The organism is Methylobacterium sp. D54C (assembly GCF_053345595.1).
In genome coordinates this window covers 30102-53575 of the sequence record NZ_JBKFAK010000024.1, presented here as the reverse complement: position 1 = coordinate 53575, position 23474 = coordinate 30102, and the positions used below count along the sequence as shown (strand labels likewise).

Here is a 23474-nt window from a genome sequence, read left to right as displayed (position 1 = left end):
CCATCCAATCCCATCCCATCCCATCCTTTCCCATCCCCCGAAGGTGCGCGCGGCGGGGCCCGCCGGACCCCCTCGGATCCCGGCACCGAAGGCCTCGAAGATCCCGGAATCGTCCTCGCGGACGGGGGTCGCCGGGAGCGCCCGGGGCGCCGCCGGAGCGCCGGAAAGCGCCCGCGCGGGCGGTCCCGCCGGCACGGTTTTTCGGTGTTCCGGATAATGTATTTCTGGTCCGCCGCTGCATTTATTCGACAAACGTCGCGCACATGCTGGCGCGCGGTGTAAATCTGGCTTGACACCCCGCCGGGCGCCGGTAGCCTCCCGTCATGACCGCTACGCCCGCCCCGAGCGCAGTCATCGAGCTGCTGAAGCCGCTCACGTGGTTCGCGCCGATGTGGGCCTTCGCCTGCGGGGTGATCTCCTCGGGCCAGCCGGCCAGCGGCCAGTGGCCGGTGATCGCCGCCGGCATCCTGCTGGCCGGCCCGCTGGTCTGCGCCACCAGCCAGGCCGCCAACGACTGGTTCGACCGCCACGTCGACGCGATCAACGAGCCGAACCGGCCGATCCCCTCCGGGCGGATCCCGGGCCGCTGGGGGCTCTACCTCGCGCTCGCCTGGACGGCGCTGTCGCTGGCGGTGGCCGCCGCGCTCGGGCCCTGGATCCTCGGGGCCGCGCTGTTCGGGCTGGTCCTGGCCTGGATCTACTCGGCGCCGCCGGTGCGGCTGAAGCGGAACGGCTGGTGGGGCAACGCCGCGGTGGCGCTCTGCTACGAGGGGCTGCCCTGGTTCACCGGCGCCGCCGTCATGGCCGCCGCCCTGCCCGACCGGCGGGTGCTCCTGGTGGCGCTGCTCTACGCGGCCGGGGCCCACGGCATCATGACCCTCAACGACTTCAAGTCCGTGGAGGGCGACCGCCGGATGGGGCTGCTGTCGCTGCCGGTGCAGATGGGCTCCGAGCGCGCCGCGCGCTTCGCCTGCCTGGTCATGGCCCTGCCGCAGGTGGCGGTGATCGCGCTCCTCGTCGGCTGGGAGCGCTACTGGCACGCCGGCCTCGTCGCCGCGCTGCTCGCCGGGCAGTTCGCCCTGATGGCCCGGTTCCTGGAGAATCCCCGGGAGCGGGCGATCTGGTACAACGGCACCGGCACCACCCTCTACGTCCTCGGCATGCTGGTCTCGGCCTTCGCGCTGCGCCCGCTGGTGGGAGGGGCGTGATGGCACCGGACCCCGGCACGGGCCTCGGCTGGCCCCAGATCGTCCGCCTCGGCCTCGTCCAGACCGCGCTGGGCAGCGTCGTCGTGCTGATGACCGCCACCCTCAACCGGGTCATGGTGGTGGAATTGGCGCTGCCCGCCCTCGTGCCGGGCCTGCTGGTCGCCCTGCACTACGCCGTGCAGGTCCTGCGCCCGCGCTGGGGCTACGGCTCCGACCGCAGCGGCCGGCGCACCCCCTGGATCGTCGGCGGCATGGCGGCCCTCTGCCTCGGCGGGTTCGGCGCCGCCTGCGGCACCGCGCTGGCGGCCGAGAGCCTCGCCCTGGGGCTGGCGCTCGCCGCCCTCTCGTTCCTGTGCGTCGGCATGGGCGTCGGCGCGGCCGGGACCTCCCTCCTCGTCCTGCTCTCGGGCGGCGTCGCGCCGGCCCGGCGGGGCGCGGCCGCCACCGTCGTCTGGGTGATGATGATCGTCGGCTTCGCCGTCACGGCGCCGCTCGCCGGGCACTTCCTCGACCCGTTCTCCGGCCCGCGCCTCGCGGCGGTGTCGGGCACGGTCTCGCTCGTCGCCTTCTGCGTGGCGGCGCTCGCGGTCGCCGGCGTCGAGCGCCGCCTGCCGGTCCGGGCGCCCGAGCCCGCGGAGGCGCGCCGCCCGTTCTTCACCGTGCTGGCCCACGTGCTGGCCGACCCCGTGAGCCGGACCTTCACGATCTTCGTCTTCGTGTCGATGCTGGCCTACAGCGCCCAGGAGCTGATCCTGGAGCCCTATGCCGGCCTCGTCTTCGCGATGAGCCCCGGCGCCACCACCAAGCTCGCCGGCCTCCAGCACGGCGGCGTGCTCGCCGGCATGCTGCTGGTGGCGGCGGTGACGCTCCTCGCCCGCGGCACCGTCCTCGCCTCCCTGCGGCTCTGGATCGGGATCGGCTGCGCCGGCTCGGCCGCCGCCCTCTTCGCCCTGGCGAGCGGCGCGGCGGCGGGATCGGACTTCCCCCTGCGCGCGACGGTCTTCGCCCTCGGGGTGGCCAACGGCGCCTACGCGGTCGCCGCCATCGGCTCGATGATGGCGCTCGCCGGCCGCGGCGACGCGCGGGAGCGCGGAACCCGCATGGGCGTCTGGGGCGCCGCGCAGGGCGTCGCCTTCGGGGCCGGCGGCTTCCTCGGGGCCGTGGCGGTCGACGCCGTCCGGCTGGTCACCGCCGAACCCGTCCAGGCCTACGCGGCGGTCTTCGCCGCGGAAGGGCTGCTGTTCCTCGTCGCGGTCGTCCTGGCGGCGCGGCTCGAACCCGCTCCGGCACCGGACACGGTGCCGCTCGATCCTGCCTTCAGCGCGAGGTGAGGCCATGGCCCGGTTGGACGATGGCGGCCCCGGCCGCGACAGCTACGACGTCGTCGTGGTCGGCGGCGGGCCGGCCGGCGCCACGGCGGCGACCGACCTCGCCCGGGCCGGCCACGCGGTGCTGCTCCTCGACAAGCCCGGCCGGATCAAGCCCTGCGGCGGCGCGATCCCGCCCCGGCTGATCCGGGACTTCGCGATCCCGGACGCGCTCCTGGTGGCGAAGATCCGGTCCGCCCGGATGGTGGCGCCGAGCGGCAAGGCCGTCGACATGCCGGTGGGCGAGGGCTTCGTCGGCATGGTCGACCGCGAGCACTTCGACCCGTGGCTGCGCGAGCGGGCCGCGGCGGCCGGCGCCGACCTGCGCGCGGCGGCCTACGACCGGATCACCCGGCCCGACGACGGGCCGCCGCTGGTCCACTTCACCACCGGCGCGGGGGCCGGCCTCGCCCGCCACGCCGTCCGGGCCCGCCTCGTCCTCGGCGCCGACGGCGCCTGCTCGCCGGTCGGCCGCGCGGAGGTGCCGGGCCACGCCAGGATGCGGCAGGTCTTCGCCTATCACGAGATCCTGCGGGTCCCGGAGGCCGGCGCCCCCGGGGCCGGGTCGGTCGACGCCACCCGCTGCGACGTCTACTACCAGGGCCGCCACTCGCCGGACTTCTACAGCTGGATCTTCCCCCACGGGGACACGCTGAGCATCGGCACCGGCAGCGCGCGGAAGGGGTTCTCGCTGCGCTCCTCGATCCGGGCCCTGCGCGCCGCCACCGGCCTCGACCACGCCGAGACCGTCCGCCGCGAGGGGGCGCCGCTGCCGCTGAAGCCCCTGAAGCGCTGGGACAACGGCCGGGACGTGCTGCTCGCGGGCGACGCCGCGGGCGTCGTCGCGCCGGCCTCCGGCGAGGGGATCTACTACGCGATGCTCGGCGGCCGGCTGTCGGCCGAGGCCGCCGCCGCCTTCCTGCGGACCGGGGACGCGCGCGCCCTCGCGGGCGCGCGGAAGCAGTTCATGAAGCTGCACGGGCGCGTGTTCTGGATCCTCGGGATGATGCAGTGGGTCTGGTACCGCAGCGACGGCCTGCGCGAGCGCTTCGTCTCGATCTGCCGGGACAAGGACGTCCAGCAGCTCACCTGGGACAGCTACATGAACAAGGAGCTGGTCCGCGCGAAGCCGGCCGCCCACGCGCGGATCTTCTTCAAGGACCTCGCGCACCTGTTCCGCTGGGTCTCGCCGTGAGCCTCGCCGCCGCCGATCTGGGACCGCCCGTGGTGGCGGCGGTCGCCGCCGTGCTGGTGGCCGTGGCCGGCGGCCTCGCGACCACGACGGACACGTGGTACCGGCGCCTGCGGGTCCCGGCCTGGAAGCCGCCGGACTGGGCCTTCGGCCCGGTCTGGGCGGTGATCTTCGCGCTCACCACCACGGCCGGCGTGCTGGCCTGGAACGGCGACGCCGACCCCGTCGCCCGGGGCGTCCTGCTGGCCGCCTACGCGGTGAACGGGGTGCTCAACATCGCCTGGAGCGTGCTGTTCTTCCGGTTCCGCCGGCCCGACTGGGCGCTGGCCGAGGTCGCGGTCCTGTGGCTGTCCATCGCCGTGCTGGTGCTGGTGACCGGCCGGGTCTCGGGCGCGGCGGGGCTCATGAACCTGCCCTACCTCGCCTGGGTCAGCGTCGCCGCCTGCCTGAACCTGCGGATCGTCCGCCTCAACGGGCCGTTCGCGGAGCCCGCCTGATGGGGGCGCTCCTCGACCCGGTCCTCGGCCCCGCCTTCGCGTCGGGCCGGATCGTCGACGGGATCCTGCTGCTCGTCGCCCTGGAGGCGCTCGCCCTCGCGTGGCTCGCCCGCCGGGGCGGCCCGCCGCTGCCGTCCCTGCTGGCCAACCTCGCCTCCGGCGCCGCGCTGATGCTGGCCCTGCGGGCGGCGCTCGTGGGGGCCGGCTGGGTCGCGGTCGCCGGGTGGATGCTCGCCGGGCTCGTCGCCCATCTCGCCGACCTCGGCCTGCGGGTCCGGGCGGCCACGGCACAACGCCGCAGCGCGGCGCCGGCCGGAACAACGCCCGCGACGGCCGCGTTCACGCGCGTCACAAGTTTCAAACAGCTCTAAAATCGGGATGGGAGACGCGGCATGCAGCGCACGAGAGCCCTCTCCTCCGGCCGCGCGGCCCCGACGCGGCTGGCCCCGATGCGGGCCGCCCCCTTCCTCGCGGGCCTGCTCCTGGCCGCGCCGGCGCTGGCGCAGGACGGCTCGGCCGACCAGATCGAGCGCGGCAAGTACCTCGTGACGATGGGCGACTGCGCGGCCTGCCACACGGCGCCGGGCGGCAAGTACCTCGCCGGCAACTACGCGCTGAACATGCCCTTCGGCGTGATCATGACCCCCAACCTCACTCCCGACAAGGAGACGGGCCTCGGCAACTGGAGCTACGCCGACTTCGACCAGGCGTTCCGGCACGGCTACAGCAAGAACGTCGGCTACCTGTACCCGGCCTTCCCGTTCGCGTGGTTCACCAAGGTCACCGACGAGGACACCAAGGCGATCTGGGCCTACCTCCAGTCGGTCCCGGCCGTGAACGAGAAGCGGAAGGAGAGCCAGATCCCGTTCCCGTTCAGCGTCCGCACGGCGCTGGTGACGTGGCGGACGGCCTTCTTCACCGAGGAGCGCTTCAAGCCCGACCCGAAGGCCAGCGCCGAGGTGAACCGCGGCGGCTACCTCGTGGAGGGGCTCGGCCACTGCGCCATGTGCCACAACGAGAACAAGCTCGTCGGCAACTCGAGCTTCGCGGGCCGGTTCGGCGGCGGCGTGATCGACGGCTGGTACGCCCCCAACATCACCCCGGACGGCCACCAGGGCATCGGCGCCTGGACCGACGAGCAGGTGGTGACCTACCTCAAGACCGGCACCGCCCCGGGCGACCGGCCGGGCGTCGCCGCCGGGCCGATGCGCCAGACCATCATGGAATCCCTCTCCAAGGTGAAGGAGGAGGACCTGAAGGCCATGGTGGCGTACCTGCGCACCGTGCCGGCCAAGCAGACCTACAAGCCGAAGGACCTCGCGGCCTTCGACACGCCCGACGCGCCCGGCGCCTCCACCTACCTGACCTACTGCTCCTCCTGCCACCAGCCCGACGGCAAGGGCATCGAGGGCGCGGTCCCGGCGCTCGCCGGCAACACCTCGGTCCAGTCCGAGGGCCCCGAGACGGTGCTGCGGGTGATCTACGGCGGGCTCGGCGCCCAGAGTGGGCTCGCCCCGATGGTGGCGATCGGTCAGCAGATGACCGACGTCGAGGTGAAGAACGTCACCGACTACATCCGCAATTCCTGGGGCAACAAGGCGCCGGTCGTGACCGGCGAGAAGGCCTCGGAGGCGCGCGCCGCCACCAAGACCATGCTGGCCGGCACGGCGCCCTGCGCGGAGATCGAGCAGGACAAGCTCAAGGCCGCCTTCGACAAGATCGGGCTGCAGGCGAGCCTGAAGGGCCTGAAGCAGCAGGACTTCGTCCCGACCCTCGCCCGGCTGGTGCAGCAGGTGAAGGCGGAGCCGACCGGGGTCACCGACGACGACATCGTCAACGGCCTGACCACGGCCTTCTGCAAGGTCGGCCGCGACGACCCGCAATACGGCAACCCGAGCTGGCCCGCGGTGATCGGCACCTTCGCGAACGTCGCCTACAGCCAGGTGAAGCACCCGGAGAAGCAGGCCGCCAACGTCCCCTCCGCCACCACGCCGCCGGCGAAGAACTGAGGCGCCGCCCCCGCGGCCCCGGCCTGCCGGGGTCTTCGGGGCCGGTTCGGGGTCAGATCGGGCGGAACGGATAAAACCGTGTTTCGTTGGAGCCGGGACGTGCCGACCTCACGCCCGGAGTCCCCGTGTCCAGCCTCGTCCGAATCCTGCTCGCGATCTTCTTCCCGCCGATCGCCGTGCTCGTCACCACGGGCTTCGGCCTTCAGTTCCTGCTGAACATCCTGCTGTGGATCCTGGGCTGGCTGCCCGGCACGGTCCACGCCCTGTGGCTGATGAACCGCGACCGGCCGCTGGTCTGAGCCGTCAGGGCTTCCGGCCCTCGGGCTCGCCCTTCCGGAGGGCGGGCTTCTCCGCCTTCGCGTCGGCCTTCGACTCACCCTTGCCCTCGACCTTCGCGGTCTTCACCGCGTGGGCCCTGGCGGCCTTCGGCGCGACCGTCTCGGCGGCGTGGGCGACCTTCGCCGGCTCCGGCGCCGCCGCGGGCACGACCGCGGCGTCGGCCGCCGGGGCCGCGGGCGCCGCCGGGGCCGGCTTGTCCTTGGCGAAGAGCTGGCCGAACAGCTTCTGGTAGCTGCTCGCGTCGCCGTCCGCGTCCGCCACCGCGATGCGGGCGGGCTTGTCGGGCAGGGCCGCCGTGGTCTCGACCTGCGCGCCGGGATCGGCGCGGTTCGCCATGAGCGTCGTGGGCGTCGTGGGCGTCGTGGGCGCCGCTGGCTCCCGCCCGTGCCCCTTGCCGCCGGCCTTCGCCGCGCGGGTCGCGGCCGCCGGCTCGGCGCCGGCCAGCATCGTGGGCTGGCCCTTCGGCGCGAGCTCGATCTCCTGCGGGCCGGCCGCCAGGGTCTCGGGCCGGCTCACGTCGCCGAGATTGTGCCGGCCGTACTCCTTGGCGTCGTAGGGCAGGACCGTCTCGGTGCCGCCGAGGCTCGCGAAGGCGCTGGCGTTCTGCGGGCGGAAGACCGGGTTCTGGCCGCCGTCCTGGTACACGACCCGCACCGCCGGCGTGCCCTTGGCGACGAGGTCGGCGACCGCGTGCGTGTCGCGCGCGCTCTTCTCGGCGACCAGCGGGTCGACCCGCGGCTTGCACGAGCCGGCGGCCGCGTCGGCCCCGCCGAACACGTACTTGGTCCCGCACTGGCCGATCTTCGGCTCCTCGTGCAGGGCCTCGAAATAGTCGGACCCCTCCTTGAGGTTCTGCCAGAAGGCGATGTTCGGGTCGTTGCGGAACTTGGCCATGTTCTCGGCCGTCATCCGGAACGGGTAGGACTGGAACTGGAAGCTGCGCTGGCCGCCAATGAACGCGTCGCGGGCGACGGCGTAGATCTCCGCGATGGTGGCGTCGGTCATGGCGAAGCAGCCCGCCGACGAGCAGGTGCCGTGCACCATCAGGTACTTGCCGGTGCGCCCGTTGGCCCGGTCGACGGCGTTCGGGAAGCCCGTGTCGAACGAGAGATAGTACGACGAGTTCGGGTTCATCAGGCCCGGGGTGATCGTGTAGAAGCCCTCGGGCGCCTGCCGGTCCCCTTCCCGGGTCTTCGGCCCGAGCTGGCCGGACCAGCGGCAGATCGGGTAGGTCTTCATGAGGGCGTAGCGGCCGTCGCTCCCCCGCTTCCAGATCTCCATCTCCGCCTCCTTCTTGAAGGTGCGGATCAGGATCGGGTCGGAGGGCTGCATCCCCTTGGACTGCATCAACGCGACGGTCTGGGGGGCGATCGGCGCGAGGCTGCGCGCGCTCGGGCCGTTGATCCCGGAACCGTCCTGGCAGGCGGCGAGCGACAGGGCCAGCAGGGACGCCGCCGCCAGCAGTCGCGCGGTCGCGAGACGCGCCGTCATGGGGAACCTCGATCGTCTTACGCGCGCCCGCGGGCCTTGCTGGCCGCGTCGGGTGCCACTCCCCAACCCAATAGGCTCGTTAAGCTTGCGCCTTCCTTACCGCAAGGACCCGGCTGCAACACTGGATTGTTCTCGGGTGTGGAGAGCCCGCGCATGCGCGCTATCCACAGCGCGCCGCGGCGGGGTCGCGGGACGGCGCCGTTCGAGCCGCAGGGCCGCGCGGCGATCCATGCTGTGCTCGTGCGCGGTCCCGCCCGCGGTCCGGCCTGCCGGCCCGGTGCGCGGACCGGTGGACTCCCTGGCGGCGCGGACGCGTGCGACCGCGCCGGGCGCCCAACTTTGCGCTGCTTGCCTCGGCGGGATGAAGGCGCCACGTTCGCGGAGGCTGCCATCCGGATTCGGCCGATCGACCCGGACGGCTCGAACACGCGAACGTCGCCCATGGCGGCCCTCTCGCTCGACACGCACGCCCTCGTCCGTCGCCTGCGGGCGACCGGCCTGTCCGAGGATCAGGCCGAGGCGATCACCGCGGCGATCCGCGAGAGTCGGGATTCCGATCTGACGAACCTCGTCACCAAGACCGATCTGGCCGAAGCGAAGTTCGACATCATGAAATGGGTGATCGGCTCGATCGGCTTCCAGACGATCGTCATCGTCGGCGCGATCGTTGCCCTGTCGCGCGCCGCGCATTGACGGCCGCCCCGGGAGCCGACCGGCCGCCGCCCCGCAACGTCGCCCCCGGGCGCCCGCTCAGGCGAACAGGTCCGGCCGCCGCGCCGCCTCGGCGCGGATGATCGCCACCAGCGCCGCGTCGTCGGCCGGCTCGGCGAGCCGCAGGCCGACCGGCTCCGAGGGCGTCTGCACGGTGAGCCAGCGCAGGGTGGGCCGCAGGTCGAGCGCCTCGACCACCGCCATGCGCGGGTGCCCGGTCTCGAGCTGCACGAAGGTCAGGTGGTTGCGGCTGGCGCGCTGCCCGAGCAGGTCGTCGATCGCCTCGACCACGTCGCGGGGCGTGTGCAGATGGGTCATCATCCAGAGGCGGTTGTCGGTGCCCGGCGTGTCGAGGGCCCGGCGCAGCCGGCGCACGCCCTCGGTGAGGAAGGCGTAGTCCGCCTCGCTCGTCGCCGGGTCGTGGTGGTTGAACACGCACTCGAGGCCGTGCCGCTCCCGGTAGAGGCGGTGGCGCCCCCGCCAGATGCCGGGGCCGCGCCGCTCGGCCTCCGGGATGCTCTCCAGCTGGCCCCGGTCGACGAGCGCGGCGAAGTCGTCGGCGAGGCAGTCCCGGGCCATGCCGGGCATGGAGAAGATCCAGTCGAGGGGCCCCGACCACTGGCGCAGGTCGAGCGTCTTGAGGACGTGCGCCATCTGGCAATTGCAGCCCAGGGAGACGTGGTTGTGCCGGCCCGGCTCCCGCGCGTCGCGCCGGCCGAGCAGCCGGCCGATCGCGCCGAACAGGCCCCCCGTCGCCCCGGGCTCGCTCACAGGGTCCGGCCGATCGCCAGGAACTTCTCGGCGCGCCGGTCGCGGATCTCGACGGGCGAGAGGCCGTCGAACTGCGCGAGGGCGTCGGCGATGGCGTCGCCCGCGGCCCGGATCGCCGCCTCGCGGTCGCGGTGCGCCCCGCCGGTGGCCTCCGGGATGATCGTGTCGATGACGCCGAGCCGCAGCAGGTCCTGGGCGGTGATCTTCATGGCGGTCGCGGCGTCCGACGCGCGGCCCTGGTCGCGCCACAGGATCGAGGCGGCGCCCTCCGGCGAGATCACCCCGTAGATCGCGTGCTCCAGCATCAGCACCCGGTTGGCGGTGGCGAGCGCGATCGCGCCGCCCGAGCCGCCCTCCCCGATCACCACGGCGACGTTGGGCACGCCGAGCGCGAGGCAGGCCTCGGTCGAGCGGGCGATGGCCTCGGCCTGGCCGCGCTCCTCCGCCTCGATGCCCGGATAGGCGCCGGCGGTGTCCACGAAGGCGAGGACCGGCAGACCGAACCGGTCGGCGGTCTCCATGAGCCGGACCGCCTTGCGGTAGCCCTCGGGCCGGGCCATCCCGAAATTGTGGCGCAGCCGCGCCTCGGTCGTGGCGCCCTTCTCCTGGCCGAGCACCAGGACCGGCCGGCCGCGGAACCGGCCGAACCCGCCCAGGATCGCCTCGTCCTCGCCGAAGCTGCGGTCGCCGGCCAGCGGGGTGAACTCGGTGATGAGCCCGTCGCGATAGTCCACGAAGTGCGGCCGCTGCGGGTGGCGGGCCACCTGGGTCTTCTGCCAGGGGGTCAGATTCGCGTAGATCTCGGCGAGCGCCTGGCCGGCCTTGGCCTCGAGCCGGCCGACCTCCTCGGCGATGGAGACCGCGCCGTCGCGCGCGCTCACGGCGCGCAGCTCCTCGAGCTTGGCCTCCAGCTCGGCCACCGGCTTCTCGAAGTCGAGGTAGGTGCGCGTCACCGCCATCGTATCACAGGTCTTCCCGGGGTCCGCCGCGCGAGAGGCGGCGGGCGCGAGGTGTTGGCGATGGCGGGGATGGTGTCAACCGGCGGCGTGGCGGAAGCGCCCCGGGTCCGGGCCGGTGAGGGCCGCGTCAGGCCGCGTCCAGCGCCTCCCGGGCGATCCGGCGGCAATGCTCCAGGTAGCCGCGCTGGTGCGCGCCCATCAGGTCGGTGACCACCGACCAGAGCCAGCCGGGGGCGTCGGGGCCCGGGCCCGGCGCCCGCACGGCGTCGATCCAGGCCCGGCGGTCGGCCGCGCCCATCTGGCGGCCGTGGGCCCGGCCCAGGATGGCGGCGAGGTGCCGGGAGACGCGGACCGCCTCGCCGCGGGAGAACTGCTCGGCGTCGATCTTGAGATCCTGCGGCAGCAGCTCGCGGACCGTGACGGGCGTGCCGCCGATGTGGCCGGCGACCATCCGGTCGCCGAGGTTGGGCGACAGCGCCCGCGCCCCCGCGACGACCCGCGCGGCGTGGTCGGGCGGCACCGCGATCCCGGCGGCGGCCGGCGCGAGGTGCGGCACCGCCTCCTTGACGTCGAGGAGGGCGAGGTTCGGGCGGTCGCCGCCCAGCACCTCCACCAGGGCGGCGTAGCGCAGGCGCCCGAGGGAGCTGCAGCCCTTGATCCAGTAGGCGGCGTCGAGCAGCCGGATCTCGGCGTCGTCGGCCGCGCTGCCGAGCGCCAGGACGAGGCGGCGGATCTCCGGATCGCGGATCAGCGCCGTCAGCGAGTCCTGCTCGTCGGCGTCGAGGTCGAAGAACCGGCTGCCCCGCGGGAGCCGGGCGGCCTTGCCCTTCAGGCGCTCGCGCGAGAGGTGGCGCCAGCGCCGGCCGAGCGCCCGCCGCTTCGTCGTGACGACGATCTCGGACGGGTCGACGCCCCGCTCGGCCCCCTCGGGATCGGCGATCCCTTCGGCGTAGCCGTCCGCCATGGCGTCCATCATCCGGGCGGTGACGATGCCCGGCAGGGTCGCGTTGAGCGCCGCGGTGACCAGGGAGAGCGCGAGCCGGACGAGGTCGAAGGCCGGGTTCGCCACCACGGTCTGGTCGAGGTCGCGGATCTGGATGTCGATCCCGCCGTCCGGGCCGGCGAGCGCGCCGAGATTGCCGAGATGCGCGTCGCCGCAGATCCAGACGGGCGGCCCCTCGGGCAGGGTGCCGGCCGGCATCCCGGCGAGCAGCTCGTAGAACCGCGCCGTGCTGCCGCGGACGTAGGCGTGCGGCGAGGACGCGATCTTGCACAGGCGGCGGTGGTTCAGCACGCTCGCGTCGCGGCCGGATCGTGCCGGTACCTGCATGTCCATGGGTTCGGTCCCGCGCGCCGCTCCGCCGGCCTCGACGGGCCGGCCGAATCCGATAACACGGCGAGGCCGGCCTTTTCATCCGCGCGCGCGGGCGCGCGTATTGACGCGGGGACGCCTGTCAGGCCGCCGGTCAGGCCGCTTGCGACTCGACCCGGTTCCGGCCCGCCGCCTTGGCCCGGTAGAGGGCGAGGTCGGCCCGGCGGAGCATGTCGGCGGGGCCGAGATCCTCGCCGCGGCGCACGGCGACGCCGATCGAGACCGTCACCGACACGGTCCGGGTCGCCCCCTGCACGGTGAACGGCACCGCCTCGACGCGCTCGCGGATGCGCTCGGCGATGCCCTGCGCCTCGACGAGGCCCGCCTCCGGCAGGATCACCACCACCTCCTCGCCGCCGTAGCGCGCCACGATGTCGATCGGCCGCGTGTGCTGGCGGACCCGCTCGGCGAAGCCGCGCAGCACCTCGTCGCCGGCCTCGTGGCCGAAGCTGTCGTTGATCCCCTTGAAGTGGTCGATGTCGAGGATCAGCGCGGCGAGGCTCGCCCGGCGGGCGGCCTCGTCGCCGAACAGGGTGCCGAGGTGGCTGTCGAGGTAGCGCCGGTTGTGCAGGCCGGTGAGCGCGTCGGTCACGGCCATCTGCAGGGAGGCCTGCATCGCCCCCCGGAGCGCGTCGGTGAAGCGCTTGCGCTTCACCTGGGTGCGGACCCGGGCCATCAGCTCGTTGCGGTCGACCGGCCGCATCAGGAAGTCGTGCACGCCGAAATCGAGCCCGCGGACCACCCGGGCGCGGTCGTACTCCTCGGCGAGCATGATCAGCGGCATCGCCCGGGTCCGGTCGAGGGACCGGAGCTGGCTGCACAGGCGCAGGCCGTCGAAGCCGGTGAGGTCGAGGCTCACGAGGGCGAGGTCGAAGGACTCCTCGGCGGCGAGGCGGAGGGCCTCCTGCGGGTCGGGCTCGACCGTGACCACGTGGTGCTGGCGCAGGGCCCCGGCGAGGCGCTCGGCCGAGCCGGGCCGGTCCTCGATCAGCAGGATCCGGGCGTCGAGGCCGGTCTCGGCGGTGGCGAGCGCCAGGGGATCGCCGATCCCGAACTCCCGGGAGGCGAGCGCGCGCTGGCGCAGCTCGTCCGTCACGGCCTTGAGCCGCACGAGGCTGCGCACCCGGGTGAACAGGGCGGTGTCGTCCACCGGCTTGGTCAGGAAGTCGTCGGCCCCGGCGTCGAGGCCGCGCAGGCGGTCCGCGGGTTGGTCGAGGGCCGTGACCATCACCACCGGGATGTGGGCCGTGAGCGGGTTGTTCTTGAGGTGCCGGCAGACCTCGAACCCGTCCATGCCGGGCATCATCACGTCGAGCAGGACGAGGTCGCAGAGGCCCTTCTCGCAGATCGCGATCGCGTCCCGGCCGTTCATGGCCGCGAGCGTGTCGAAATATTCCAGGCCGAGCTTCGTCTCCAGAAGCCTGACGTTCGGGAACAGATCGTCGACGATCAGGACACGGGCCGACATGGTTCCTCGTGCGGGCGCGGGTGAGCGGCCCGGACCGGGCGCCGTGTGCCGTGGGGGCGCGCCGCCGGTCGGCCGCCGGGGCCGGGGCGGACACGACGGGACGGACGGTTGAACCGGTCACCCGGCCCGGCGCGGCCGGGGGTCCGGTTCAACGGCACGCCTCGCCGGCGTCAACGCGGTTCAAGATAGGCCCGAACCGTTGCCAAAAACTTCGCGACCGAGATCGGCTTCGACAGGTAGGCCTCGCAGCCGCCCTCGCGGATCCGCTCCTCGTCGCCCTTCATGGCGAAGGCCGTGATGGCGATCACCGGGATGCTCTTGAGGTCGTCGTCCTCCTTGAGCCACTTCGTCACCTCGAGGCCGGAGACCTCGGGGAGCTGGATGTCCATGAGGATCAGGTCGGGGTGATGGGCGCGCGCCAGCTCGATCGCCTCGATGCCGTGGGCGGTCTTGAGCGTCGCGTAGCCGTTCGCCTCCAGGAGATCGTTGAACAGCTTCATGTTCAACTCGTTGTCCTCGACGATCAGCACCGTCTTCTTCATGATCCGTTGTCCCGGTGCGCGCCGATCATGATTAGCGGGCCGTGAAGCCCCTCCGTCACCTTTGTAGCGTTCACATGTTGATGAATGGCAAACCTCTTCAAGGGCATGAGTCGGCCGAACGGCTCGCCCTGGACGTTCTGTTGTGGATCGCTGGGGACGACGACCGTCTCCTGCCCTTCCTGGCGGCGAGCGGCCTGAGCCCCGACACGCTCCGCGCGAGCGCCCGGGAGCCGGCCTTCCTGGTCGGCGTCCTCGACCACGTGATGGGCGACGAGAACGTGCTGGTCGCCTGCGCGAACGGCCTCGGGATCAAGCCGGAGCGGATCGCCGCGGCCTGGCAGGCGCTCTCGCCGCGGCCGGACGACGCATGGGCGTGAGGCGGGGCCTCAGGGCGTGCAGCCCTTCCCCGCCTCCCTGTCGGCCCGCCCCGCCTTGGCGTCGATGTCGAGGGCGGTCATGTCGCCCAGGATGGCGAAGTCGCCGTAATCGAGCTTGAGCGCGCCGCTGACGCCGTTCTCGTAGAGGTCGAAGCCGAGGGTGTAGATCGGCGTCCGCTCCCCGGCGCCCTCGGTGTAGTAGCTGAGGCGGACCGGCCAGCGCGGCATGGTGGCCAGCGACCCGTCGCGCAGGGGCTTGTCGCGGGTCGAGCCGGAGGCCGGGGCCGGGCCGGTCGCGGCGTGGCCGATCACCGCGAAGGTGTCGTAGACCTTCCGGCCGTCGTCCGAGCCGTCGAAGACCTTGACCGCGAGGGTCGACTGGCCGGCCCGCGCCGCCTCGATCAGGCGGCGCATATGCTCGCTCGGGAACAGGACCGGCCCCTCCACGGTGAACGGCTTAGGGCCGCCCTTCAGCTTCACCGTCAGGGCGTCGCCCTGCTCGGAGGCGGTCCCGTCCACGGGGGCGGCGGGCTTGTTGTTGGTGAGCGTCGTCGTCTTGAACCGGAACTCGCGCCCCTGCCCGCCCTCGAAGGTGGTGCTGCGCATGTCGGACAGGCGCGCGCCGGTCTCGCCGGAGGACAGCTCCGTCACTTGCCGGGTCTGCATCGTGTAGCCGCGGCAGGCGTCGCCCCGGAAGTCGATGACGATGCGCCCGCGGGCGCTCTCCACCGAGCGGGTGCCGCCGCCCTCGGCCAGCGACAGGTCGTAGACCGCGCGGTGGTTGGCGAGCACGATCTCGGGCGCCGGCGGCTTGGCCTCCGGTTCGGGCGCGGCGGGCGGGGCCGCGCGGGCGGGCCCGGCGCAGACGAGAAGACCGGCCGTCAGCAGTGGGAAGAGGCGCAGGCGCATGGACAACCCCGGTTCGGTCCGCCGCAGATAGCAGGCTCAGGGAATCGGGCAATGCTTGGACCGCCCCGGCGACGCGCCGGCCGGCCTACCGGTAGCCCTCGGCCTGGAGGGCGAACAGCTCGGCGTAGCGGCCGCCCCGCGCCATGAGGGCGGCGTGGCTGCCCTCCTCCAGGACCCGGCCGCCCTCCAGGACGAGGATGCGGTCGGCCATGCGCACGGTGCAGAAGCGGTGCGAGATCAGCACCGTCGTCCGCCCGACCGACAATTCCCGGAACCGGGCGAAGACGTCGTGCTCGGCCCGGGCGTCGAGGGCGGCGGTCGGCTCGTCCAGGATCAGGATCTCGGCCTCGCGCATGTAGGCCCGGGACAGCGCGACCTTCTGCCACTCGCCCCCGGAGAGGTCGAGGCCGCCGGCGAAGCGCTTGCCCAGCGGCTGAGCGTAGCCCCCGGGCAGGCGCTCGATCACCGGGGCCGCGAGCCCCCTTGCCGCCGCGGCCGCGATGCGGTCCGCGTCGTCGGCGGCCGCGATCCGGCCGACCGCGACGTTCTCCCCGGCGGTGAGGTCGAAGCGGACGAAGTCCTGGAAGATCGCCCCGATCCGCGCCCGCAGGTCGTCGAGGTCGTAGGCGGCCAGCGGCACGCCGTCGAGGAGCACGCGGCCCTCGTGCGGGTCGTACAGCCGGGTCATCAGCTTGACGATCGTGGTCTTGCCGGCGCCGTTGCCGCCGACCAGCGCCACCGTCTCCCCGGCCCGGACGGCGAAGGAGAGGTCGCGCAGCGCCCAGACCTGCGTGCCCGGGTAGCGGTAGCCGACCCCCTCGAAGACCAGCCCCGCGCGGATCGGGCTCGGCACCGGCGCGGGCCGCGCGGGCGAGCGGATCTGCGGCCGGATCGCGAAGAAGGCGTAGAAGTCCTCGAGGTACTGCGCCTGGCCGGTGATCTGGGTCAGCCCGAGGAGCAGCCCCTCCAGGCCGCCGCGCAGCCGCTGGAACGCGCCGGCCAGGAAGGCGAGGTCGCCCACCGAGAAGGCGCCCGCCACCGTGCGCCAGACGATCACCGCGTAGGCGGCGTAGTAGGCGAGCGTTCCGAGGCTCGCGAAGGCGAAGCCCCAGCCGGCCCGGGCGACCGCGAGGCCGCGGTTCTCGGCGAGCAGCCGCCCCGCCACCGCGGCGTAGAGCCCGGTGACGTAGCCCGCGAGGCCGAAGAGCTTGATCTCCTTGGCGGTCTCGACGCTGGCGCCGAGGTAGCGCAGGTAGTCGATCCGCCGCCGCTCGGGGCTGCGGATCCAGGCGAGGCGGTAGCCGGCCTTGGTGAAGTGCCACTCGTTGAGCACCGCCGGGACCAGGGCGGCGGCGATCAGCACCACGAGCCAGGGCGTGAAGGCCGCGACCCCGACCGCCAGGGTCGCGAGGGTCAGGAGGCCCTGCAGCTGGCCGAACACCGTGCCGATAAGGCCGGTGCGGCCGCTGACCTGCCGGCGGGCCCGCTCCAGCCGGTCCTGCTGGGCGCTGTCCTCGAACTGGGCGAGGTCGAGCTCGGCGGCGTGCGCCATCAGCCGCAGGGAGGCCGCGTTGGCGTAGAGGTCGCCGATCAGGGTCTCGACGAGGCTCGAGAGCCGGCCGGTCAGGTCCGAGAGCAGGGCGAGGCCGAACTCGGCGGCGACGAGGCCGGCGAGCCGCGCCCGGCCGGGATCGGCGAGCCACGAAGCGAGCCCCGCCTCCGGCGCCGGCCGGGCGTGCTCGGCCACGATCCCGTCGAGGATCAGCTTGGCGAGGTAGAGGGTCAGGACCGGCAGGCAGGCCGCCACGAGGCGCAGCGACAGGCTCGCCGCCAGCAGGCGCGGGCTCGCGGCGGCGATCTCCCGGAACAGGGTCGGCAGGTAGCGCAGGGCGCCGACACGCTCGCCCATGCGATCGCCCAGGCGCTCGCCGAGTCGCTCGCCGAGTCGCCGACGCGGGCCCGCCCCCGGCCGCGGCGCGGGCCCGCTCATCCCCTGGGGATGACCCGCCGGGTTTCGGGCATGGATTGGACGAGGCGCAAGGACATCATTAACTGTAGATGCATATAGTTTTAATCCTCGTCGAGTGGTGCGTGCTCAGCGGTCCTGCAATCCTCAGAGTTTCGGTTCTCCTCATCATTGCCGGCATCCTCGCGGCGGTGGTGCAGGCCCTGCTGCCGAGCCCCGCGCCCGGACCGGCGATTCCGCCCGCGTCCGCTCCGGAAACACCGGCGGCCCCCCAGCCCTCGGCGACGGTCCGGCGCGTCGAGCCGCCTCCTGCGGCTCCAGTGGCTCCCGCGGCGCCGCCCGCCCCGGCCGCCCCGCCCGCGGCGGCGGTCGAGCCCGCCCCCGCCCCGCCCGGTGGCGCTCCGGCGCCGACGCGGATGCCCTCCGACGCGACGGCCTTCCCCGCCGAGCCGCTCCCGCGGGAGGCGCAGCCCGATCCGTCGGCGCAGGAGGCGGCCGGTCAGGCCGAGGTGGACCGGGCGGAGGACAGCGCCGGTCCCCGGGCCCTGGCCATCCTCGATCTCAACACCGCCTCGGTGGCGGATCTCAATCACCTGCGCGGCGGCGGCGCCATCGGCCGGGCGATCGTCGCCAAGCGGCCCTACACGTCGGTGGAGCAACTGCTGTCGAAGCGCGTGCTCAGCCGGCCGGTCTACGAGAAGATCAAGGATCAGGTGACTGTGCGGTGAGGCTAGCTCCGGTCGATGGACCGCTGGCTTTCCAGGGAGTGTGCCAATAAATACACACTCCGCCGGAGGCTGCGATGCCGCGGGTCCAAACCGATCGCAAGACTATCGTGAACCGCCTCCGTCAGGAGGGGTGGATCGGCGAAGGCGGCGCCAAGCACGAGAAGTTCGCGCACCCTGACCGACCGGGAATCAAGATCATGGTGCCGCGTCACCGCGTGCTCTCGCCGGGTGTCGCACGCAACATCGGCGCAGCGGCGGGCTGGATCTGAGGAGGATGCGGATGTCCCGCTATACGGTGTTGATCGATGGGGCGGCCGGCGCTTACGGCGTCGCGGTGCCTGATTGCCCCGGTTGCACCGCGATGGGTGCGACCATCGATGAGGCGATGGCGAACGCCACCGCCGCCCTCAGCGAGTGGATGGGGGATCGCATCGCGGCGGGCCTCGCGCCACCGGCTCCGCGCGCGCCCGACGCGGTCCGGGCTGACCCGGCGCTGGCCGAGGCTCTGGAAGAGGCGACGCTCGGCCTCGTTCCCCTTCTCCTCGACTCCGGCCGGCCGGTGCGGGTCAACGTCTCGCTGGATGCCGCGGCCCTCGCTGAGATCGATTCCGCGGCGCGGGCGCGGGGCCTCACCCGGTCGGCCTTCCTCGTCTCGGCCGCGCGGGACAAGATCCAGGCCGAAGGTTGAGCCGCGTCCTCAGAGCTTCGTGCCGAAGATCTCGGCCACCTGCGGGATGTCCTTGTCGCCGCGGCCCGACATGTTGAGCACCATGAGGTGCTCGGCCGGGCGCTGCGGCGCGAGCTCCAGGATCTTGGACAGGGCGTGGGCCGGCTCCAGGGCCGGGATGATCCCCTCCAGCATCGAGCAGAGCTTGAACGCCTCCAGCGTCTCGGAATCGGTCGCCGACAGGTACGTGACCCGGCCCATCTCGTGCAGCCACGCGTGCTCGGGGCCGATGCCCGGATAGTCGAGGCCCGCCGAGATCGAGTGGGCGTCGGCGATCTGGCCGTCGCCGTCCATCAGCAGGTAGGTGCGGTTGCCGTGCAGCACGCCCGGCTTGCCGCCGGTCAGCGAGGCCGCGTGCAGGCCCGACTGGACGCCGTGTCCCGCGGCCTCGACGCCGAAGATCTCGACCTCGCGGTCGTCCAGGAACGGGTGGAACAGCCCCATGGCGTTCGAGCCGCCGCCGATGCAGGCGACGAGGGAATCCGGGATCCGGCCCTCCTGGGCGATCATCTGCTCGCGGGTCTCGCGGCCGATCACCGACTGGAAGTCGCGGACCATGGCCGGGTACGGGTGCGGGCCCGCCACCGTGCCGATGCAGTAGAACGTGTCGGCGACGTTGGTGACCCAGTCGCGCAGCGCCTCGTTCATGGCGTCCTTGAGGGTCTTGGTGCCGGATTCCACCGGGATCACCTCGGCGCCGAGCATCTTCATGCGGAAGACGTTGGGCGCCTGCCGGGCGACGTCGACCGCGCCCATGTAGACGACGCACTTGAGGCCGAAGCGCGCGCACAGCGTCGCGGTGGCGACGCCGTGCTGGCCGGCGCCGGTCTCGGCGATGATCCGCGGCTTGCCCATGCGGCGGGCCAGCAGGATCTGGCCCAGGACGTTGTTCACCTTGTGGGAGCCGGTATGGTTCAGCTCCTCGCGCTTGAAATAGACCTTGGCGCCCTGCCCCGCCGGCGCCTTGGCGCGCAGGTGCTCGGTGAGGCGCTCGGCGTAGTAGAGCGGGCTCGGCCGGCCGATATAGTGGGTGCCGTAGCTCTCCATCTCGGCCTGGAAGGTCGGGTCCTGCTTGGCCGCGTCGTAGGCCGCCTCCAGCTCGAGGATCAGCGGCATCAGGGTCTCGGCGACGAAGCGGCCGCCGAAGATGCCGAAGCGGCCGCGCTCGTCGGGGCCGGTGCGGAAGGAGTTGGGCTCGGGGGCGATGGTCACGGGACGGATCCTGCGCGCGCGTGTCGATCTGTTGCCGGGTGCCTAGACCCATGTCGCCGTCACCGCAATGCGGCCAGCCGCGCGCGTAACCGGATCAGGCGCCGGCGCGAACGGGCTGTCAGCATCCGGCAGGAGGTTGACCATGGCCCTTCGCGACACGTTCCGCACCCTCTCCCGCCCGATCCTCGGGGCGGGGCTCGGGCTCGGGCTCGCGGGCGCCGTCCTGCTCCCCCGGCTCCCGGCCTTCGCCGAGGAGGCGCCCCGGCGCCTGCCAGAGGCCGTGACCCGCTCCGCCGAGCCGCCGGGGCCGCGCGTGGCCGTCTTCGCCGGCGGCTGCTTCTGGGGCGTGCAGGGGGTGTTCCAGCACGTGCGCGGGGTGAGCGGCGCGGTGTCGGGCTACGCCGGCGGCACCCGCGCGGAGGCCGATTACCGCACCGTGAGCGGCGGCGGGACCGGCCACGCCGAGGCCGTGTCGGTCACCTACGACCCGTCGGTCATCCGCTACGACGAGCTGCTGCGGATCTTCTTCTCGGTGGCCCTCGACCCGACCCAGGTGGATCGCCAGGGACCCGATGCCGGGCGCCAGTACCGCTCGGCCCTGTTCCCGCAGGACGCCGACCAGGCGCGGGTGGCCGGGGCCTACATCGCCCAGCTCGACGCGGCCCAGGCCTACGCGCGGCCGGTCGCCACCCGGATCGAGCCGGGCGCCGCGTTCTACCCGGCGGAAGGCTACCACCAGGACTTCATGGCCCTGCACCCCGGCCACCCGTACATCGCCGCCAACGACGCGCCGAAGCTCGAGGCGCTGCGGACCCTGTTCCCGGAGCGGACGGCGCCGCAGCCGGTGCTGGTCAACCGCCCGCCGGCTTGAGCGCCCCCCGTCATCGCGAGCGCAGCGAAGCGACCCAGGGCAGCGCGACATCCCCCACAGCGTAGAGCCACCCTGGATTGCTTCGCTGCGCTCGCAAAGACGGCGCTGAGGGACCCAGTCCGTGTGAGGGTCGGTCCGCCGCCTTCCCTATTCCTCCGGCGGACGCGGCCGGCCGAAATCCGGGGCCGCGGTCTCCTGGCCCTGCGCCACGATGCTGCGCCGGATCGCCCGGGTGCGGGTGAACATCGCGTGGAGCGCGTCGCCGTCGCCCCAGCGCACCGCCTTGGCGAGCGCCGACAGGTCCTCGTTGAACCGGCCGAGCATCTCCAGCACCGCCTCGCGGTTGTTGAGGAAGATGTCGCGCCACATGGTCGGGTCGGACGCCGCGATGCGGGTGAAGTCGCGGAACCCGCTCGCCGAGAACTTGATCACCTCGGACTGCGTCGCCGCCTCGAGGTCGGCCGCGGTGCCCACGATGTTGTAGGCGATCAGGTGCGGCAGGTGGCTGGTGATGGCGAGCACGTGGTCGTGGTGCTCGGCGCTCATCGTCTCGACGTCGGCGCCCATCCCCGCCCACAGGGCGCGGACGGTCTCGATCGCCGCCGGATCGGTGCCCTCGGGCGGGGTCAGGATGCACCAGCGGCCCTGGAACAGGGTCGCGAAGCCCGCGTCCGGCCCCGAGAACTCGGTCCCGGCGATCGGGTGCCCGGGGACCAGCGCGACGCCCTCGGGCAGGTGCGGCCGGACCGCCGCCACCACGGCGCCCTTCACCGAGCCGACATCCGACACGATCGCGCCGGGCTTGAGATGCGGCGCCATCTCGGCCGCCGCCGCCCCGATCGCGCCCACCGGCACGCACAGGATGACGAGGTCGGTGCCGGCGGCGCCCTCCGCCGGGTCGCCCGTGACGACGTCGGCGATGCCGAGCTCGCGCACCCGGGCGCGCACGGCCGCGTCGCGGTCCACCGCCACGATGGTCCGGGCGAGGCCGTAGCGGCGCGCCGCCCGGGCGATCGAGGAGCCGATCAGCCCGAGGCCGACGATGGCGAGGCGGCCGACGGCGGGCGCCTCGGTCCCGGGCGTCCCGGCCACGGACGTCTCAGCCATGCCGGCCCCGCACGAAGTCGCCGAGCGCGGCCAGGAAGGCTTCGTTCGCCTCGGCGCCCGCCACCGTCACCCGCAGGGCGTTGGGCAGGCCGTAGGCGGTGACCCGCCGGGTGATGAGGCCGCGCTCGGTCAGGAACGCGTCCGCGTCCTCCGCCGAGCGGCCCGGCGCGTCGGGGAAGTGGATCAGCAGGAAGTTCGCGACGCTCGGCGTGACCTCCAGGCCGAGCGCGCGGGCGCCCTCGGTGAGCTTCGGCAGCCACTCGGCATTGTGGGCGGCGGCGGCGGCCATGTGCGCCTCGTCGGCGATGGCGGCCGAGCCCGCGGCGATCGCCGGGCCCGAGACGTTGAACGGGCCCCGGATCCGGTTGACCGCGTCCGCCACGTGCGCCGGCGCGACCATCCAGCCGATCCGCACGGAGGCGAGGCCGTGGATCTTCGAGAAGGTGCGGGTCATCACGACGTTCTCGGCCTCGAGGGCCAGCTCGAGCCCGGCCGAGTAGTCGTTCGCGCGGACGTACTCGGCGTAGGCGCCATCGATCACCAGCAGCACGTGCGGCGGCAGGCCGGCGTGGAGGCGGCGGATCTCGTCGAAGGGCAGGTAGGTGCCGGTCGGGTTGTTGGGGTTCGTGACGTAGACGATCCGGGTCCGGTCGGTGACCCGGGCCAGGATCGCGTCGACGTCGACGGTGAGGTCGCGCTCGGGCGCGACCACGGGCTCGCCGCCCGAGGCCAGGATGGCGATCCGGTAGACGAGGAATCCGTGCTCCGAGTAGATCCCCTCGGTGCCCGGCCCGCCATACGCGTAGGCCAGCAGCGACAGGAGCTCGTCCGAGCCCGCGCCGCAGACGATCCGCTCGGGATCGAGCCCGTAGCGCCGGGCGATGGCGGTGCGCAGCACCGTGGCGCGCCCGTCCGGGTAGGTCTCGAGCTTGGCGGTCGCCGCGTGGAGGGCGGCCAGCGCCGCCGGGCTCGGGCCGAGGGGCGTCTCGTTGGAGGACAGCTTGTAGACCTTGCCGCCCCCGGGCCGCCCGCTCTTGCCGGGCACGTAGGTGTCGATCGCCAGGACGCCGGGACGCGGTTCCGGACGGGCGGGTCGGGGGGCGGACATTGCGGTGCGACTCGGGATGCGCGGGGTTCGGTCGGTTCCGCGCCCGTCTACAGCATTTCCTCGGCCGGTGAACCCGGGGCCGACTCCGGAGGTGGCGGCCCGACCCGGCCGGGGCGACTTGTCCGGCCCCACGGAGTCGTGCCTGTATGCCGGCGCTCCGCCGACAGGCGCCCAACACGAAGGATTCCCGCATGCCCCTCGAACGCTACCTGGACGGCGGCGCCCACATCCTCCCCGCCGACGACTCGCTGATCCGCTTCGCCATGACGAACGGCCAGCGGGTGATCGCGGTCGAGGTCCCGGTTCCCGTGCTGCGCCAGCAGTTCGGCGGCGCCGATCTCGCCCCCCTGGAGCTGTTCGCCCGCAATCAGGCGGTGATCGAGGCCGCGGCGAGCCAGGCCTACGACCGCACCGAGACCCCCAACGACCTCCTCGATCTGGGCCCGGAGGATTTCGACACCCGGCCGGCCTCGGCCAGGACCTGATCGGCGGGACTTCATCGGCGGACTTCAACCAGCGCGATCCATCCGGGGCGCCGCGGCA

General features: G+C 73.3%; 25 protein-coding genes. 14 read left to right on the top strand and 11 right to left on the bottom strand.

Features of this window, described 5'->3' with window-relative positions:
* Positions 1-323 precede the first annotated feature (323 nt).
* The 7 genes from chlG (at position 324) to ACLBYB_RS27590 (ending at position 6572) form a co-directional block, all read left to right on the top strand.
* Complete coding sequence (gene chlG, locus ACLBYB_RS27620) at positions 324-1208, top strand: chlorophyll synthase ChlG (RefSeq protein WP_091682495.1); 885 nt, start codon at positions 324-326, stop codon at positions 1206-1208.
* Positions 1208-2539, top strand: a complete 1332-nt coding sequence (locus ACLBYB_RS27615; protein WP_020095244.1) for a BCD family MFS transporter — start codon at positions 1208-1210, stop codon at positions 2537-2539. Before chlG ends, ACLBYB_RS27615 begins: the two co-directional genes overlap by 1 nt.
* Positions 2540-2543: 4 nt before the next feature.
* Complete coding sequence (locus tag ACLBYB_RS27610) at positions 2544-3770, top strand: geranylgeranyl diphosphate reductase (RefSeq protein WP_020095243.1); 1227 nt, start codon at positions 2544-2546, stop codon at positions 3768-3770.
* Positions 3767-4264, top strand: a complete 498-nt coding sequence (locus ACLBYB_RS27605) for a TspO/MBR family protein (protein WP_447700682.1) — start codon at positions 3767-3769, stop codon at positions 4262-4264. The genes ACLBYB_RS27610 and ACLBYB_RS27605 overlap by 4 nt, the downstream gene beginning before the upstream one ends.
* A complete protein-coding gene (locus tag ACLBYB_RS27600) occupies positions 4264-4635 on the top strand; it encodes a hypothetical protein (protein ID WP_020095241.1) in 372 nt (123 codons plus the stop codon). The genes ACLBYB_RS27605 and ACLBYB_RS27600 overlap by 1 nt, the downstream gene beginning before the upstream one ends.
* A 21-nt stretch (positions 4636-4656) precedes the next feature.
* Complete coding sequence (locus ACLBYB_RS27595) at positions 4657-6273, top strand: cytochrome c (protein ID WP_447700681.1); 1617 nt, start codon at positions 4657-4659, stop codon at positions 6271-6273.
* Between the two features lie 125 nt (positions 6274-6398).
* The gene (locus ACLBYB_RS27590; protein ID WP_012318839.1) at positions 6399-6572 is read left to right on the top strand and encodes a YqaE/Pmp3 family membrane protein; all 174 of its coding nucleotides are present in this window, start codon (positions 6399-6401) and stop codon (positions 6570-6572) included.
* A gap of 4 nt (positions 6573-6576) precedes the next feature.
* Here the strand turns inward: ACLBYB_RS27590 and ACLBYB_RS27585 are convergent, their stop codons facing one another.
* Positions 6577-8103 (bottom strand): L,D-transpeptidase family protein, encoded by a 1527-nt coding sequence (locus ACLBYB_RS27585; RefSeq protein ID WP_447700680.1) that lies wholly within the window; start codon positions 8101-8103, stop codon positions 6577-6579.
* A gap of 441 nt (positions 8104-8544) precedes the next feature.
* Here ACLBYB_RS27585 and ACLBYB_RS27580 point away from each other — a divergent pair, with 441 nt between their 5' ends.
* On the top strand, positions 8545-8796 hold the full coding sequence (locus ACLBYB_RS27580; RefSeq protein WP_447700679.1) for a DUF1640 domain-containing protein: 252 nt from the start codon (positions 8545-8547) through the stop codon (positions 8794-8796).
* A 57-nt stretch (positions 8797-8853) separates the two neighbouring features.
* Here the strand turns inward: ACLBYB_RS27580 and ACLBYB_RS27575 are convergent, their stop codons facing one another.
* The 5 genes from ACLBYB_RS27575 to ACLBYB_RS27555 form a co-directional block, all read right to left on the bottom strand.
* Positions 8854-9585, bottom strand: a complete 732-nt coding sequence (locus tag ACLBYB_RS27575; protein WP_447700678.1) for a papain-like cysteine peptidase — start codon at positions 9583-9585, stop codon at positions 8854-8856.
* Positions 9582-10544, bottom strand: a complete 963-nt coding sequence (locus tag ACLBYB_RS27570) for an acetyl-CoA carboxylase carboxyltransferase subunit alpha (RefSeq protein ID WP_447700677.1) — start codon at positions 10542-10544, stop codon at positions 9582-9584. The genes ACLBYB_RS27575 and ACLBYB_RS27570 overlap by 4 nt, the downstream gene beginning before the upstream one ends.
* Positions 10545-10671: 127 nt before the next feature.
* Positions 10672-11880 (bottom strand): DUF2252 family protein, encoded by a 1209-nt coding sequence (locus ACLBYB_RS27565; protein WP_447700676.1) that lies wholly within the window; start codon positions 11878-11880, stop codon positions 10672-10674.
* Between the two features lie 130 nt (positions 11881-12010).
* The gene (locus ACLBYB_RS27560; protein ID WP_091682506.1) at positions 12011-13384 is read right to left on the bottom strand and encodes a PleD family two-component system response regulator; all 1374 of its coding nucleotides are present in this window, start codon (positions 13382-13384) and stop codon (positions 12011-12013) included.
* Between the two features lie 170 nt (positions 13385-13554).
* A complete protein-coding gene (locus tag ACLBYB_RS27555; RefSeq protein WP_007560977.1) occupies positions 13555-13926 on the bottom strand; it encodes a response regulator in 372 nt (123 codons plus the stop codon).
* Between the two features lie 74 nt (positions 13927-14000).
* Between ACLBYB_RS27555 and ACLBYB_RS27550 the strand changes: the two genes are divergently transcribed.
* A complete protein-coding gene (locus ACLBYB_RS27550; RefSeq protein WP_307188484.1) occupies positions 14001-14303 on the top strand; it encodes a DUF3572 domain-containing protein in 303 nt (100 codons plus the stop codon).
* Between the two features lie 9 nt (positions 14304-14312).
* Here the strand turns inward: ACLBYB_RS27550 and ACLBYB_RS27545 are convergent, their stop codons facing one another.
* Positions 14313-15212 carry a cell envelope integrity EipB family protein gene (locus ACLBYB_RS27545; protein ID WP_091682508.1) on the bottom strand — a complete coding sequence of 300 codons (900 nt, stop codon included), beginning with the start codon at positions 15210-15212 and terminating at the stop codon, positions 14313-14315.
* An 85-nt stretch (positions 15213-15297) separates the two neighbouring features.
* Positions 15298-17121, bottom strand: coding sequence for an ABC transporter ATP-binding protein (locus ACLBYB_RS27540; RefSeq protein ID WP_447700675.1), 1824 nt, complete (start codon positions 17119-17121; stop codon positions 15298-15300).
* A 473-nt stretch (positions 17122-17594) separates the two neighbouring features.
* Between ACLBYB_RS27540 and ACLBYB_RS27535 the strand changes: the two genes are divergently transcribed.
* The 3 genes from ACLBYB_RS27535 to ACLBYB_RS27525 all read left to right on the top strand — a co-directional run bounded on the left by ACLBYB_RS27535 (position 17595) and on the right by ACLBYB_RS27525 (position 18594).
* Positions 17595-17906, top strand: coding sequence for a helix-hairpin-helix domain-containing protein (locus ACLBYB_RS27535; protein ID WP_427508057.1), 312 nt, complete (start codon positions 17595-17597; stop codon positions 17904-17906).
* A gap of 74 nt (positions 17907-17980) precedes the next feature.
* Positions 17981-18175 carry a type II toxin-antitoxin system HicA family toxin gene (locus ACLBYB_RS27530; RefSeq protein WP_447700674.1) on the top strand — a complete coding sequence of 65 codons (195 nt, stop codon included), beginning with the start codon at positions 17981-17983 and terminating at the stop codon, positions 18173-18175.
* An 11-nt stretch (positions 18176-18186) separates the two neighbouring features.
* Positions 18187-18594, top strand: coding sequence for a type II toxin-antitoxin system HicB family antitoxin (locus ACLBYB_RS27525; protein WP_447700673.1), 408 nt, complete (start codon positions 18187-18189; stop codon positions 18592-18594).
* A 9-nt stretch (positions 18595-18603) separates the two neighbouring features.
* Here the strand turns inward: ACLBYB_RS27525 and trpB are convergent, their stop codons facing one another.
* Positions 18604-19845: a tryptophan synthase subunit beta gene (trpB, locus tag ACLBYB_RS27520; protein WP_447683188.1), complete on the bottom strand. Its 1242-nt coding sequence runs from the start codon at positions 19843-19845 to the stop codon at positions 18604-18606.
* A gap of 142 nt (positions 19846-19987) precedes the next feature.
* Here trpB and msrA point away from each other — a divergent pair, with 142 nt between their 5' ends.
* Positions 19988-20716 (top strand): peptide-methionine (S)-S-oxide reductase MsrA, encoded by a 729-nt coding sequence (gene msrA / locus ACLBYB_RS27515; RefSeq protein ID WP_447700672.1) that lies wholly within the window; start codon positions 19988-19990, stop codon positions 20714-20716.
* Positions 20717-20863: 147 nt separating this feature from the next.
* Here the strand turns inward: msrA and ACLBYB_RS27510 are convergent, their stop codons facing one another.
* Entirely contained in the window at positions 20864-21823 is a 960-nt protein-coding gene (locus ACLBYB_RS27510; RefSeq protein WP_447700671.1) for a prephenate/arogenate dehydrogenase family protein, read from the bottom strand.
* Positions 21816-22931: a pyridoxal phosphate-dependent aminotransferase gene (locus ACLBYB_RS27505; protein WP_091682520.1), complete on the bottom strand. Its 1116-nt coding sequence runs from the start codon at positions 22929-22931 to the stop codon at positions 21816-21818. The genes ACLBYB_RS27510 and ACLBYB_RS27505 overlap by 8 nt, the downstream gene beginning before the upstream one ends.
* A gap of 191 nt (positions 22932-23122) precedes the next feature.
* Here ACLBYB_RS27505 and ACLBYB_RS27500 point away from each other — a divergent pair, with 191 nt between their 5' ends.
* Positions 23123-23416: a hypothetical protein gene (locus tag ACLBYB_RS27500; RefSeq protein ID WP_056523934.1), complete on the top strand. Its 294-nt coding sequence runs from the start codon at positions 23123-23125 to the stop codon at positions 23414-23416.
* Positions 23417-23474 lie beyond the last annotated feature (58 nt).

What these genes read in the sequence shown, in the direction of transcription:
- chlG (WP_091682495.1), top strand. Translation starts at nt 324, where the DNA reads ATGACCGCTACGCCCGCCCCGAGCGCAGTCATCGAGCTGCTGAAGCCG.
- ACLBYB_RS27615 (WP_020095244.1), top strand. Translation starts at nt 1,208, where the DNA reads ATGGCACCGGACCCCGGCACGGGCCTCGGCTGGCCCCAGATCGTCCGC.
- ACLBYB_RS27610 (WP_020095243.1), top strand. Translation starts at nt 2,544, where the DNA reads ATGGCCCGGTTGGACGATGGCGGCCCCGGCCGCGACAGCTACGACGTC.
- ACLBYB_RS27600 (WP_020095241.1), top strand. Translation starts at nt 4,264, where the DNA reads ATGGGGGCGCTCCTCGACCCGGTCCTCGGCCCCGCCTTCGCGTCGGGC.
- ACLBYB_RS27595 (WP_447700681.1), top strand. Translation starts at nt 4,657, where the DNA reads ATGCAGCGCACGAGAGCCCTCTCCTCCGGCCGCGCGGCCCCGACGCGG.
- ACLBYB_RS27585 (WP_447700680.1), bottom strand. Translation starts at nt 8,103, where the DNA reads ATGACGGCGCGTCTCGCGACCGCGCGACTGCTGGCGGCGGCGTCCCTG.
- ACLBYB_RS27580 (WP_447700679.1), top strand. Translation starts at nt 8,545, where the DNA reads ATGGCGGCCCTCTCGCTCGACACGCACGCCCTCGTCCGTCGCCTGCGG.
- ACLBYB_RS27570 (WP_447700677.1), bottom strand. Translation starts at nt 10,544, where the DNA reads ATGGCGGTGACGCGCACCTACCTCGACTTCGAGAAGCCGGTGGCCGAG.
- ACLBYB_RS27565 (WP_447700676.1), bottom strand. Translation starts at nt 11,880, where the DNA reads ATGGACATGCAGGTACCGGCACGATCCGGCCGCGACGCGAGCGTGCTG.
- ACLBYB_RS27560 (WP_091682506.1), bottom strand. Translation starts at nt 13,384, where the DNA reads ATGTCGGCCCGTGTCCTGATCGTCGACGATCTGTTCCCGAACGTCAGG.
- ACLBYB_RS27555 (WP_007560977.1), bottom strand. Translation starts at nt 13,926, where the DNA reads ATGAAGAAGACGGTGCTGATCGTCGAGGACAACGAGTTGAACATGAAG.
- ACLBYB_RS27550 (WP_307188484.1), top strand. Translation starts at nt 14,001, where the DNA reads ATGTTGATGAATGGCAAACCTCTTCAAGGGCATGAGTCGGCCGAACGG.
- ACLBYB_RS27545 (WP_091682508.1), bottom strand. Translation starts at nt 15,212, where the DNA reads ATGCGCCTGCGCCTCTTCCCACTGCTGACGGCCGGTCTTCTCGTCTGC.
- ACLBYB_RS27540 (WP_447700675.1), bottom strand. Translation starts at nt 17,121, where the DNA reads ATGGGCGAGCGTGTCGGCGCCCTGCGCTACCTGCCGACCCTGTTCCGG.
- ACLBYB_RS27535 (WP_427508057.1), top strand. Translation starts at nt 17,595, where the DNA reads ATGCCCTCCGACGCGACGGCCTTCCCCGCCGAGCCGCTCCCGCGGGAG.
- ACLBYB_RS27530 (WP_447700674.1), top strand. Translation starts at nt 17,981, where the DNA reads ATGCCGCGGGTCCAAACCGATCGCAAGACTATCGTGAACCGCCTCCGT.
- ACLBYB_RS27525 (WP_447700673.1), top strand. Translation starts at nt 18,187, where the DNA reads ATGTCCCGCTATACGGTGTTGATCGATGGGGCGGCCGGCGCTTACGGC.
- msrA (WP_447700672.1), top strand. Translation starts at nt 19,988, where the DNA reads ATGGCCCTTCGCGACACGTTCCGCACCCTCTCCCGCCCGATCCTCGGG.
- ACLBYB_RS27510 (WP_447700671.1), bottom strand. Translation starts at nt 21,823, where the DNA reads ATGGCTGAGACGTCCGTGGCCGGGACGCCCGGGACCGAGGCGCCCGCC.
- ACLBYB_RS27505 (WP_091682520.1), bottom strand. Translation starts at nt 22,931, where the DNA reads ATGTCCGCCCCCCGACCCGCCCGTCCGGAACCGCGTCCCGGCGTCCTG.
- ACLBYB_RS27500 (WP_056523934.1), top strand. Translation starts at nt 23,123, where the DNA reads ATGCCCCTCGAACGCTACCTGGACGGCGGCGCCCACATCCTCCCCGCC.